The organism is Geomonas silvestris, assembly GCF_014193515.1.
GTDB lineage: Bacteria > Desulfobacterota > Desulfuromonadia > Geobacterales > Geobacteraceae > Geomonas > Geomonas silvestris.
Genome location: NZ_BLXX01000003.1, coordinates 58,846 through 71,660 on the forward strand (window position 1 = coordinate 58,846; position 12,815 = coordinate 71,660).

Below are 12,815 nucleotides of genomic sequence, written 5' to 3' on the forward strand. Positions count from 1 at the left end.
AAAACACGGGAAGCAGGGGCCAAAGAGGAATGAGTCGCAAGGGAGCGGTAGGAAAACCCCACCAGGATACCGGTGAACGTGAGGGTTCCCCAGAAGGGGCTATCGAGGGGGTGGCCGGCTGCGGTCAGGCTCCAGGCGCGCCCCCGGGGGAAGCGCGGGGCGTTCCGTGTAGTGCGGGGGCGTGTCGGTCCTGTCCGACACGCAGGCACTCAAGGTGGTGCCCGGGTAAGTTAGCGTAAAATAACGATTCCTTCGCTGAGGGCAAATTCGAGAAAGGGGAGGGTGTCGCGCCAGAGGAGCTTCAGTCGACTCGCCAGCTCCCCGGTAGCGGTGCTGCCGTCCAGGGAGGCCAGGAGATCGTAGTAGGCCTGGTCGAGCGATTCGGTGCAGACCTCTCCCTGGGCGGGGTAGATCACCGCGCAGGAGGCCTGCGGCCTGAAGCAGGAGGCAAAGGGGGCGAGCTCGATGTCGCCCGCTTCCAGCAGGTCGAGGATCTCGTACGAGAAGCGGCCCAGGAAAGCGGAGGGGGCGAGGGCCAGCGCCCGGTGCCTGAGGTCGAGCTTCTTCAGCTCCTTGGGGGCTGGCGGCCGGGGGGGCGCTGCCATAAGCGCCAGGGCGTAGTAGTGGTGGTAATCGACCAGGTCCAGGGCGAGCGGCAGCAGCTTCGCTTTCTTGCGCGCCGGGAAGATCTCGCTCAAAAAGCCGCGCTGCAGCTCCCAGATCTCCTCCTCGGCCACCTCCTCCTCGCCGCGACCGGCGCGCGCGCCGAGGAAACGGGCGAACTCGGCGAGGAGCTGCGCGGGGGCGAGCTTCACGGCCTGGGTGATGGCGTTGAACCAGGCGACCGCCTTGCCGCGGCTGTAGAAGACGTCGCAGGCTGCGGCGAGGCGTTGGGCCTGGTCAAGCTCCTCCCCGGAAAAGGTCGGGGTGACTGTCACCGTGTAGGGGGGGGCGTCCAGGTACTCGAGCTTGAGTGCTGCGGCCTTGGTGGAGAGCCGGGTCCCGGGCAGCACCGCGAGCGGGAAGATGTCCAGGTGGTTTGGGTAGAGCGACAGGGCGAAGTCGAGCGACTCCCGGAAGAGCGCGAGGCTGTCGCCGGGAAGGCCGAAGATGAGGTCGAAGCCGAAGATGGCGCCGGTCTGGTTCAAAAGCGAGACCCGGTGCACGAAATCATCGCGGTCGAAACCCCGCCCCACGCCGCGCAGTACGCCGGGGTCGGCGCTTTGCAGGCCGATCTGCAGCGAACAGGTGATCGAGGCGAAGAGCTCGGCCATCTCGGGGTCGAGGAACTCGCTGCGCACCTCGAAGTGGAAGTGCACCCCGGGCGCCAGGCGCCGGATCAGCCTGAGGATCTCCTTGGCGCGGGAGGGGATCTTGTTGAAGGTGGAGTCCAGGACGAAGACCTGGGGCACCTCGAGCCGGTCGAAGAGGCGCAGTTCGGCTTCGATCCGCTCCAGGGAGACCCGGCGCACCCCGCCACCTCCCTTGTGGTCGAAGCAGAAGGAGCAGGCGAAGTCGCAGCCGCGCGAGAGCTGCCAGAGCGCCCCGCCGACCGCGGTCGGGTCGAGGATGCCGGTCAGGTAAGGGGAGGGGATCTCCTCGGGATCGACGGAGAAGGCAAGCGGTGCGGGAGCCTCTCCCGGAACCTGCACACCCGGAATGCCGGTGAGCGTGCGCCCCTCCTCGAGGGCCTGGACCGCGGCCGCGAAGGGGGCCTCGCCCGCGCCGCGCACCAGGAAGTCGCAGAGCCCCTCGCCGAGAAAGATCTCCCCGGCGGTGGTCGGCTCCGGTCCCCCGGCGCACAGCATCACCCCCGGCCGGGCGCGGCGCAACCCGCGGGCCAGGGCGAGGGCGTCCTCGCGGCACCAGACGTAGACCGAAAGGGCAACGAGGTCGGGACGCTTGTCGAGGATCGCCGCGGCACCCGCGGAGGCGTCGGCCCCGGCGTAGCGGTCGACGATCTCGATCCGGTGCCGGCCCGGCTGGATTTTTTCGAGGTGGGCCTTGAGGAAGGCGCAGGCCAAGGGGACCGCTTGGGGCGACGGGTGGGGATGGATGGCTACCAGGACGATGTTCATGAACGGACCGGACGAGCCTTCAGGCGAGGCTTGCCTCCTTCCACGATGACCGCGAACTCGATGTCGCTGCAGCGGTACTTCTCCATGATGGCGGGTTTCTGCCGTTCGATGGCCGCGGCGATCTTGTCCTTCGAGAGGTGATCCACCGGGAGGTTGCAGGCGGAACAGGCGGCGAGGTAATCCTGGTAGATCTTCTCCACCCCGGCCCCCCCGCTCTTCGGGGTCCTCTTGGAGGACTTCTCCGCCCCCTCGCGCTGGTGCAGCGACATCTTGAAGCGGTCCCGGTTGTACTTCCCCTCCTCGATGAGCCGGTTGATCCGGCTCCACTTCTGCCGGTGCACGGAGAGGGTGGCCACCAGCGAATTGTACTTGAACTTGTACATCGAGTTGGTGATGTTCACGTTCTGGTAGCGCCGGCAGGTCCGCTCCGCCGCCTCCAGCAACAGCAGGGGCTCGCGCTTCTCGATGCCGCAGAAGTACTGCTCGTAGCGGATGATCAGCTCGCGCAGGTCCTTCTCCAGTTGCGCTATGTCTTCGGGTAAACCCATGCCACTCCTCCACGAGCGACTATAACGGGAAGTTATCGCCCTGTAAATCTTAAAAGTTAGGCACGATACGGGCTTGGGGGGCCGGTTAAAGACCTTGACGCGCATCGCTAATGTTGTTAGAAATACGCAATCTCGCATATTGAAGGGTTAAGGAGGAGAGATGGCAGCAATATCTGCAGTGGTGCTGGCAGCCGGAATGGGAACCAGGATGAAGTCCGGGCTGGTGAAGGTCATGCATCCGCTGGCCGGCCCTCCCATGATAGCCTGGCCGGTGGCCGCGGCGCTCGATGCCGGCGTGGACGCCTGCGTGCTGGTGGTCGGCCACCAGGGGGAGAAGGTGCGCGACTACTTCGCCGGCCGCCCCGAGATCGCCTTCGCGACCCAGGCCGAGCAGCTGGGGACCGGGCACGCCGTGGCCTGCGCGCTGCCGGAGCTTCCGGCGGCAACCGACACCGTCCTGATCCTTTGCGGCGACACGCCGCTTTTGACCTCTGGCACCTTGAGCGCCATGCTTGCCGCCCATGCCCAAAGCGGCGCCGTCCTCACCGTGATGACGGCGAGCTTCGCCGACCCCTTCGGCTACGGCCGGATCATCAAGGGGGCCGACGGCAAGGTCCTGAGGATCACCGAGCAGAAGGACGCCACCCCCGAGGAGCGCGCCATTCGCGAGGTGAACGCCGGTGTCTACTGCGTGGAGCGCGCCTTCCTGCAGCGGGCGGTGGCGGAGCTGGGGAACGACAACGCCCAGGGTGAGTACTACCTGACCGACGTGGTGCGTCAGGCCGGAGCCGAGGGGCTCACCTGCCTGAGCTATCCCGTCCCCGACGCCGAGGAGATCACCGGGGTGAACGACCGGGTGCAGTTGGCCGAGGTGGCCCGCGTGCTGCGCAGCCGGATCAACCGCGAACTGATGGTGGCCGGCGTCACCATGATCGACCCGCAGGCCGTCTACATCGACCGCGGGGTCTCCATCGGCCGCGACACCGTGGTCTATCCCGGCGTCACCATCACCGGAACCACCGTGATCGGGGAGCGCTGCGTGATCCAGCAGGGAGCGATCATCGAGTCCTCGCAGATCGCCGACGGCGTCGTGGTCAAGGCGGGGAGCGTCGTGGAAGAGGCCGTGGTGCACGAGGAGGTTTCCATCGGACCGATGGCGCACTTAAGGGCGGGTAGCGAGCTCTCGGCCCACGTGAAGATCGGCAACTTCGTGGAGACCAAGAAGGTCTTCATCGGCGAGGGGTCCAAGGCCTCGCACCTCACCTACCTGGGGGACGCCACCATCGGCCGCGACGTCAACATCGGCTGCGGCACCATCACCTGCAACTACGACGGCGTGCGCAAGCACCAGACCATCATCGAGGACGAGGTCTTCGTGGGGAGCGACGTGCAACTGGTGGCACCGGTCACGGTGGGGCGGAACTCGCTCATCGCCGCCGGGACCACGGTCACCAAGAACGTGCCGCCCGACTCGCTGGCCCTCTCCCGGGTGCCCCAGGTGAACAAGGAAGGGTGGAAAAAGAAAAAAAAGGCCTAACAGGGGTCTAGGTTCTAAGTTCTATGTTCTAGGTTAAAAGCCGAGATTGTAGTATGATGGCACGTTCCCCTACGTGCCACCATGGGCGAGCCCAGGTGCCCGACGGGGGGCGCAGTTCACTTAGAACGTAGAACATAGAACGTAGAACGGATTTTTTGAGAGGATTTTATGTGCGGAATCGTTGGATATACCGGAAGTCAGGAAGCGACCTCCATCATCGTCGAGGGGCTGAGGAAGCTTGAGTACCGCGGCTATGACTCTGCCGGGATTTGCACCATAAGCAGCGGCAAGGCGGCCATCAGGCGCAGCGAGGGGAAACTCGCGAACCTCGAGCGGCTGCTTAAGGCCGAGCCGATCAACGGTTCGCTCGGCATCGGGCACACCCGGTGGGCCACCCACGGGCGCCCCTCCGAGATCAACGCCCACCCGCACCAGGCCGGCAGCTTCATCGTCGTGCACAACGGCATCATCGAGAACTACCTGCAGTTGCGCGACGAGCTGAAGGCGGCGGGTCACACCTTCAAGAGCGAGACCGACACCGAGGTCATCTCGCACCTCATCGAGGACCGGCGCCGGCGCACCGACAGCTTCGAGGCCGCGGTAAGGCTTGCCCTCTCCGAGGTACGCGGCGCCTACGCCCTGTGCATCCTCTCCGAGCAGGAGCCCGATGTCATGATCGCCGCCAAGCACGGCGCTCCCATGGTGGTGGGGCTCGGCGAAGGGGAGTTCTTCGTCGCCTCCGACATCCCGGCCATCCTGGCCCACACCCGCTCCATGGTCTTCATGGAGGACGGCGAGCTCGCGGTCTTCAAAAACGGCACCGTTAACTTCTCCACCGTGGCCGGCGTCGAGCTGGAGAAGACGCCGCGTCACATCGACTGGTCGCCGCACATGGCCGAAAAGGGCGGCTACAAGCACTTCATGCTGAAAGAGATCTTCGAGCAGCCGCGCGCGGTGCGGGACACCCTGGCAGGGCGCCTGCGCGAGGAAGAAGGTGACGTCTACCTCGAGGACCTGCAGCTCTCCGACGAGCAGTTGAAGGGGATCGACCGGGTCACCATCATCGCCTGCGGCACCTCGTGGCACGCGGCGCTGGTCGGCAAGTTCCTCATCGAGGAGCACTGCCGCGTTCCGGTCGAGGTGGACATCGCCTCCGAGTTCCGCTACCGCAACCCGGTGATCGACGAAAAGAGCCTGGTGATGCTCATCTCGCAGTCCGGCGAGACCGCCGACACCCTGGCCGCCATGCGCGAGGCGCGGCGGCGCGGCGCCAAGTGCGTGGCCATCTGCAACGTGGTGGATTCCTCCATCGCCCGCGAGGCCGACGGCGTCGTCTACACCCACGCCGGTCCCGAGATCGGTGTCGCCTCCACCAAGGCCTTCGTTACCCAGTTGATCGCCCTCTACCTCTTCACCATCCGGCTGGGGCGTTCGCGCGGTATGATGACCGTCGATGCCGGCCGTGCGCTGATCGCCGCCGTGGTGCGGGTCCCCGCGCTCATGGAAGAGGCGCTGAAGCTGAACGAGCAGGTCGAGAAGGTGGCGCGCAACTACCTGCAGGCCCGCGACTTCCTGTATCTCGGGCGCGGCATGAACTACCCGATCGCGCTGGAAGGTGCCCTGAAGCTGAAGGAGATCAGCTACATCCATGCCGAGGGGTATCCCGCCGGCGAGATGAAGCACGGCCCCATCGCCCTCATCGACGAGCACATGCCCGTCGTTGTTCTGGTGCCGCAGGGATCGAACTACGAGAAGGTCTTCTCCAACATGGAGGAGGTCATCGCCCGCGGCGGCCGCGTCATCGCAGTTTGTTCGCAGGGAGACAGCGAGGTCGCTGCCAAGGCAGAAGTGGCCCTGGAGATCCCGACCGAAGGCGAGGAAGTGGCGCCGATCATCCTCTCCATCCCGATGCAGCTGCTGGCCTACCACGTCGCCGTCCTGAAGGGGACCGACGTCGACCAGCCGAGGAACCTCGCGAAGAGCGTGACGGTGGAATAAGTAGGGACACGAGAGAAGTAGGTAGGTGAGGGGGGAGGGCTTCGGCTTTCCCCCCTTTTTATTTGATGCCCGGGATTCCCAGGGGCGCGCTACCGGCAAAGGCAGTCGCGGCAAGTAGCAGGTCGGTCATTTAGTGGAGGAAGGTGCTCGTGCGCTCCCCCCCTTTCCAACGTGGGGAACCTGAGGTCACCTGCAGTGTAGGCTTCCTCGGAATCAGGTCAATACGCTGTCTATCGCGATGCACACGCCGTAGAGAGCGATTCACACGGTGTAACTCGCGGTTCACGCGGCGTAACTCGCGGTTCATACGGCGTAACTCGCGGTTCACGCGGTGTAACTCGCGGTTCATACGGCGTAACTCGCGGTTCATACGGCGTAACTCGCGGTTCATACGGCGTAACTCGCGGTTCATACGGCGTAACTCGCGGTTCATACGGCGTAACTCGCGGTTCACACCGTGTAACTCGCGGTTCACGCGGTGTAACTCACAGTTCACGCGGTGTAACCCGCGGTTCACACGGCGTATATCGCGGTTCACACAGTGTAACTCGCGGTTCACACGGTGTAACCCGCGGTTCACGCGGTGTAACCCGCGGTTCACACGGCGTAACTCGCGGTTTACGCGGTGTACATCCCGATTCACACGGCGTATATCGCAGTTTATATCGAAAGACTGTCAGCACAGTCGGAAGCCATGGGGCATAATCAGGCTTCCATTGCACAGAGCACTAAAAAAGCCCCCGACTAAATCTGCAGGGGGCGGGCGCCCCCGCCCCCGGAGACCGGGAGGTAGTTCCAGGTGGCACCGTTGTCGCGCGAATAGATCGGTGTCCCCCTTCGGTCATCTGACCAGGTGCGCCAGCGCCTGGCGGATCGCCTCGCGGAGCGTGCCCATGGTGTAGGGCTTGCGCAGGAAAACCTGGGGCCACTGCAGGTGGTCGCCGCACATCACCTGGCTTTGGTCGTAGCCGCTGGTCAGGATGGCGGGGAGATCCGGGTCCAAGTTGCGCAGGGCTGCGAGGGTGGACCAACCGTCCAGACCGGGCATGGTCAGGTCGCTCACCACCAGGCAGATAGCTCCCGGGTTCTGCCGGTACAGCTCGAGCGCCTCCGCACCGTCCCTGGCCTCGAGGACGGCGAAACCCGAGACCCCCAGCATGGCACTGGTGGTCTTGCGGACCGCCGGCTCGTCCTCGACCAGGAGTACCGTCCCCCCGGAGAGCGCCTGCGGCTGCTCGCCCGCGCTTTTAGGATGGGGGGCGTATTCGAGCTGCGGCAGGTAGACCCGGAAGGTGCTCCCCTTACCTGGCTCGCTCTCGACGGTCACCGCCCCGTGGTGGGTGCGCACCACCCCGAGCACGATGGCGAGCCCCAACCCGCGGCCGGTGAACTTTTTGGAGAAGAAGGGATCGAAAAGCTCGCCGATGTCCGCATCGCTGATCCCGCACCCCTGGTCGACGATCTCCAGGGCGCAGAACCGGATCCCCTCCTCGGGTTCCCAATCCAGCGGAAAGCGGTTCGCGGTCCCAATCTGGGCGGCGTCGACCGACTTAAGGCTTAGCCTGACCTCCCCGGTTCCCCCCGCCAGTGCCTCCCAGCCGTTGGTCACCAGGCTCGCCAGGAGCTGCTGCAACTGCTGCTCGTTGCCGCTCACCCAGGCCGGGGCACCGTCCATTTCGACGACCAGCGCGACCCCCGGCGGCAGGCCGTTTTGCAGCGCCGCCGTGCTGTGCCGGCAGAGCTCGGCCAGGTCCAGCTTCTCGTGGCGCCCAGGGGCCTGCCCCAGGTAGGTGAGCATGAGGGTGCTGACCTCGGCGGCGCGCGAGGCCGCCTTCAAAGCCTCGCCGAGGTTCTCCGCCGGCGGCTTGCCGGGGGGGATACTCAAAAGGGCGAGCTCGAGGTTCCCCAGCACCGCGCCCAAAAGGTTGTTGTACTTGTGGGCGATGGCCGCCGCCATACGGCCCAGGCTTTGGGCCTTGTGGGCCAACTGCAGCCTCTTCTCCAGATCGCGCCTCGCCTCCTCGGAGCGGACCCGCTCGGTGATGTCGTGGATGATGGTGTGCAGCAGGGTTCGGCCGCCAACCCGGATCGCGGTGGAGTAGATCTCGACGTTGCGCAGCTCCCCGCTGGCGAGCCGGTGCCGGAACAGGAAGTGGTCCTCGCCCCCGAGGGCACGGGCCAGCTCTTCCTTGATCCTGGGCTGGGGGAGGTCGTTCAACTGGTCGATGCGCTTCTCGGTGAGGGCGCCAGGGGGGTAGCCGTAGAAGGCGGCGGCGGCCTCGTTGGCATCCAGGATCTCCCCGGTGCCGGGATCGATGAGGAGCTGGACCGCGCTGCTTTTTTGGAAGAGGTCGTGGTAGATCTGCTCGCTTTCGCGCAGCGCCTCTTCGTTCAGCATGAGCCGGTGCGAGAGGGCGATCAGGTTTTCCAGGTTGAGCGCGTTGTTGAGCACCACGGCGCAGACCACCACGGTCTCCCGGGCCACCTGGAGGTACTGTTCGAGGTGGTCCGGCAGGGCGATCCGGTCCACGCAGATCACCCCCAGGGCCTGCCCCTCCCACTCCACCCGGAGCAGGAACCCGGCACCGGAGGGGAGCAGCTGGCTGGGGGCCTCGAGTGCGAGTGCGGCTGCCTTCAGGCGGTTGTCCTGGGCCGGGTCGCCGGGGCCGGTACGCACCACCTCGCCGGCGGCCCCGTCGCCGATCGGGACCCAGGCCACCTCGCCGGCCGCGAACATCATCTGGTAGAGCTGCAGGATCTCGCCCAGCACCGTCTCCTTCCCGGTGGTCTGGACGATCAGCTTGAGGAGGTCGAGCACCATGGCGTAGTCCGCGTTGCGGCGCCGGACGAGTTCCAGGCGCTCCCCCGCAGCGGTCTCGCGCCGCTCGGCGCGCCAGGTGAGCACCAGCCGCTCGCAGCGCAGCGCAAGCTGGTCCAGCCCCAGCAGCACGGTCTGGTGCGGCAGCCGGAGTTGGGAGGCGAAGGCGCTGAGCTCGCGGTCGGCCTCGGGGAGGACCCCCGTGTCGAGGTGCAGGATCCCGGCGACCGACTCGCCGAAGAGTTCCGCGGCCGTCTCGCCGGCGAGCCCCTGTTCGGCGAGGCGCTCACGCCACTGGCCAAGCCACCCCGAGGTCACCAGGTACAGCCCCTGTTCCTGGTAGCGCGCGACGGCGAAGTCCCCGGCCAGGGGGGAGAGGCAGTGCGCGAGGCGGGTGACCCGAAAGACGGGGGCGCCAGACGGCTCTCCGAGCCTCTCCAGGCAGCACCCGGCGAACAGCTCGACCCGGTCCACCTCAAGCGCCTCGGGTATGAGCCGCACCAGTTCGTCCCAGGCAAGGGGGGGGCGGCCGCAGCGCGCGGGGTAGCTTAAAAAGACCACCTCGGCGGGGTCGAAGCCGCGTGCCACGTGCTCGAGCTCGGTTGCCAGCCGGGCGCAGGCCACGATTGCCAGGCGTCGCTCACGCATCGGGGGACACCTCCTTGGCGATCGGGTAGCTGCCGTAGCGCCGCACCGTTTCCGAGATCGCCTCCAGCACGGTTTCCGGCACCTGCCAGGGGATCTCGCCGTGGTTGTCGGCCAGGATGAACCCGCCGCCGGGGGCGCCGGCGGCGATGGCCCGGCGCACCTGGAGTTCCGCCTCGCGGGGAGACCAGCCGCCCATCTCCAGGCCGTTCAGGTTGCCCAGGATGGCGAGCCGCCCGGCGAGCGCCGCCTTGAGCTCCGCCAGGTCCTCGCGGGCGCTCACCCCGATGGCCGCAGTGCCGGTGCCGGCCACCTGGTCGAGGAGCGTCCCGACGCGGCCGGAGGCAAGGTGCGTGGCGGTGGGGCCCTTGATGCGGGGGAGGGTGGCGCGGGCGACGGCGCCTCCCAGCTGCAGGTAGTCACTGGCGGGGGTGATCTCGGGAGAGGAGAGGGGGTCGAAATAGCAGATGGCGTTGGCCCCGGCGGCGAGCTGGGCGTTCGCCCAGGCCACGCAGAACTCGGTGTTGAGGCGCATCAGCTCCCAGAACAGCTCGCGGTGCAGGTAGATGAGTTCCAGGTAGTTCTCGAACCCCAGTTGCAGGACCGGGAGCGAGAACGGGGACATGACGGTGCCGATGATGGGGACGCTCCCCTGGGAGCGCGCCTTGAGGCCGGCCAGTACCGCGAGGACCCTCATGAGCCCCGGGGCCCCCTCGATGCGCGGCGGCGCGAGTCCCGGGATGCTCGCAATAGCGGTGATGCAGGGGGCGGCCGCGTTGGGGGGGCCGTCTTCCCGGAAGGCGGTCTCCCCGCCCCAGGCCTCGGACTCGACCGCGGCGTAGAGGAACCCGTACAGGCAGTCGTGGCCGTAGCGCTTTCTGAGCCTTAGTTGCGCCTCGACCACCAGCTCGGGGGAGTGGTAGTACTCCCGGATCCCCACGCCGAGCTCGCGGGCCCCGTGCATGGTGAGGAGCAGGAAGAAGGGGACCCGGTCCGGTTCGCGGTGTCCCAGGGTGCAGAGCACCCGCTCGAGGGGGGTCATCTCTATCATGGGAGCTCCGCGATGAGTCGGCGCAAAAGGGGGACCACCCCTGAGGCGGTAGCGCTGGTGCCGTCGGCACCCACCTCCCACCAGAGGTCGGGGTGCAGGCGGAAGGGGGCTCCCCCCACCACCAGCCGGGTCCCGGGGAGGTCGCGGTCCAGGCACTCCTTGAGCTCGCGCACCCTGAGGGCAGCGGGAAGCATGAGGGTCGAGACCAGCAGGATCCGGATGCCGTCGTTTTGGGCACGCCGGACCAGGTCGTCGACCCCGATCAGGCCGTAATCGGCCAGGCGGAAGCCGCTGGCGCGCACCACGGAACTCACGATCCGTTTGCCTAAGGGGTGGAAGTCGTCCAGGACCGCGACGGCCATGGCCGGGTGGCTGGTGTCGGGGAGTTGCTGCGGGGGGAGGATCTCGTCCAGGAGTTCTTCGCTGATCCGGCCGCTCATGTAGACCTGGGAAAGGGCGACCTCGCCGCGCTCCCATCCCGTTCCGACCCGCTCCAGTGCCGGGGCGAGTACGGTCTCGGCGAAGGCGAGCGGCACGAGGGCGCTGCGCTGGAAACAGTCCCGCGCGGCGTTGCGGTCCAGCTCCAAGAGGGCAGCGACCAGCAGGTTGATGAGCTCTCCGGTTTCCAGGGGACAAGATGGCATGGCGCCTCGCAGATGCAACGGGCTGAAACGCTGGAACTGGTTTCAAAAGCTTGCAAAGCGGTGGTCGGTTACAGCATATACTCCTTTCGCCAGGCTTTGTCCAGCACCGACTCCGTTTCGCCGGGCTCCGGAAAAACTTTCAGAGATCAGACGGTTAGCTGTCGGAGCGGTATGGACATCCGCGGCCACGTGCGGGCTCGTGCGGTTGCAGGATAAATCTTACTTGGGTGCCGGGAGGGTGCGGGGACAGCCAGGGAAGCCGCTCGAGGCGCGGCAGAGAAGCGGAGGTTTGGCGGGAGGCGCAGGGGGGCGGCAGACGAAGAAGGCCCGGGTGCCAGTGCGGCCCCGGGCCCTCGAAAAGGCGGAATGCGTGCGGCTCCGGAGAGCCTCAGGCGGCGCTGCGTCTTCTGGTGCTTCGGCAGCGGGTGGAAGCGGAATCAGGCGCCGTCGCCGGCCAGCAGGATGTACCCCATGTTGTGGCGGGCACGCAGCGGCAGGGTGGTCCCCGGGTCCGCCTTCTGCACCTTGGTGCGCAGCCTGGAGATCAGCACCTCGATACGTGCGTTCGAGGAGATCTCGTCGGGCTGGCCCAGGGCTGCGAAGATCTGCTGGCGCGAGACGTTCTGCCCCAGGTGCGCGAACAAAAGCTCCAGGAGGATGCACTCCTGCGCGGTCAGCGACACGGTCACCCCGTTGGGGGTCTGCAGGCTCGAGGTCTGGGCGCTGAAGCTCCACGGCGTGCCGACCGGGGGCGCCAGGCGCCGGCCCAGGTTCTTGATGGCCGCCGCGAGTTCGGCGATCTCCACCGGTTTCACGAAGTAGTAGTCCGCTCCGCTCTCGAGACCCAGGATGCGCTCTTCGGTCATGCTGCGCCCGGTGAGGATGATGATCCCCAGCGTCGGGTTGTCCCTCATGCGTGCCGCGATCTCCAGTCCCCCCTCCTTGGGGAGTCCCAGGTCGAGCAGGATGATGTGCGCCGGCCGCTCGGCAAGGGCGGCGTTGAGCTCGGCCCCGTCGCCGACCCCCCGCAGATCAAAACCAAAGTACGACAGTCCTTTCATGAGGTGGTCGCGCAGTTCCAGGTCGTCTTCGACAATGACAATTGACAACGTGTTCTCAAGCTTCATGGGGATGTCCGCTCCAGTCGTGAGTTGCAGTTGTTCCCGAGGAAAACGGCAATAATATACGTCATTTCGCGCACTACCTATAACAAAAAATACTTACAGTTCCTAAACCGTTTTCAGGGGTGCAAAGTGCCGAAAGAAAGTGTAAGTCTGCTTCACTTTACTCCGTAAGGAAATAATTGCAACAGCCAAAATGCGCCCGACACTCCTCAGGTAAAATCCCGTGGGGCTCGGGGGAAAAGCCAGAAAATTCGGAAGCTTCTCTCAGTGTACGCCGCGCCGCCACATGAAAGCCGCCCTCCGGCGGCCGCAGAGCCCGGTGCGTCGGTCAGAAAAATCTCACAATTCCCGAAGGATAGCCACCTCCGCCGC

At 66.2% G+C, this 12,815-nt stretch carries 8 protein-coding genes; 2 read left to right on the forward strand and 6 right to left on the reverse strand.

Annotation, left to right across the window (positions count from 1 at the left end):
- Nucleotides 1-230: 230 nt before the first annotated feature.
- Together GMST_RS06605 and GMST_RS06610 are read right to left on the reverse strand one after the other, a co-directional pair.
- On the reverse strand, nt 231-2,078 hold the full coding sequence (locus tag GMST_RS06605) for a B12-binding domain-containing radical SAM protein (RefSeq protein ID WP_183353847.1): 1,848 nt from the start codon (nt 2,076-2,078) through the stop codon (nt 231-233).
- Nucleotides 2,075-2,626: an MXAN_5187 C-terminal domain-containing protein gene (locus tag GMST_RS06610; protein WP_183353848.1), complete on the reverse strand. Its 552-nt coding sequence runs from the start codon at nt 2,624-2,626 to the stop codon at nt 2,075-2,077. Before GMST_RS06610 ends, GMST_RS06605 begins: the two co-directional genes overlap by 4 nt.
- A gap of 160 nt (nt 2,627-2,786) precedes the next feature.
- Here GMST_RS06610 and glmU point away from each other — a divergent pair, with 160 nt between their 5' ends.
- Nucleotides 2,787-4,163, forward strand: a complete 1,377-nt coding sequence (gene glmU, locus GMST_RS06615; protein ID WP_183353849.1) for a bifunctional UDP-N-acetylglucosamine diphosphorylase/glucosamine-1-phosphate N-acetyltransferase GlmU — start codon at nt 2,787-2,789, stop codon at nt 4,161-4,163.
- A 168-nt stretch (nt 4,164-4,331) separates the two neighbouring features.
- Nucleotides 4,332-6,161 (forward strand): glutamine--fructose-6-phosphate transaminase (isomerizing), encoded by a 1,830-nt coding sequence (gene glmS / locus GMST_RS06620; RefSeq protein ID WP_183353850.1) that lies wholly within the window; start codon nt 4,332-4,334, stop codon nt 6,159-6,161.
- Nucleotides 6,162-7,002: 841 nt separating this feature from the next.
- Here glmS and GMST_RS06625 read toward each other — a convergent pair.
- The 4 genes from GMST_RS06625 to GMST_RS06640 form a co-directional block, all read right to left on the reverse strand.
- Nucleotides 7,003-9,627 carry an ATP-binding protein gene (locus tag GMST_RS06625; RefSeq protein ID WP_183353851.1) on the reverse strand — a complete coding sequence of 875 codons (2,625 nt, stop codon included), beginning with the start codon at nt 9,625-9,627 and terminating at the stop codon, nt 7,003-7,005.
- A complete protein-coding gene (locus GMST_RS06630; protein ID WP_183353852.1) occupies nt 9,620-10,675 on the reverse strand; it encodes a uroporphyrinogen decarboxylase family protein in 1,056 nt (351 codons plus the stop codon). The genes GMST_RS06625 and GMST_RS06630 overlap by 8 nt, the downstream gene beginning before the upstream one ends.
- Nucleotides 10,672-11,319: a cobalamin B12-binding domain-containing protein gene (locus GMST_RS06635; protein WP_183353853.1), complete on the reverse strand. Its 648-nt coding sequence runs from the start codon at nt 11,317-11,319 to the stop codon at nt 10,672-10,674. The genes GMST_RS06630 and GMST_RS06635 overlap by 4 nt, the downstream gene beginning before the upstream one ends.
- Before the next feature lie 437 nt (nt 11,320-11,756).
- Entirely contained in the window at nt 11,757-12,446 is a 690-nt protein-coding gene (locus GMST_RS06640) for a response regulator transcription factor (protein ID WP_183353854.1), read from the reverse strand.
- Nucleotides 12,447-12,815 lie beyond the last annotated feature (369 nt).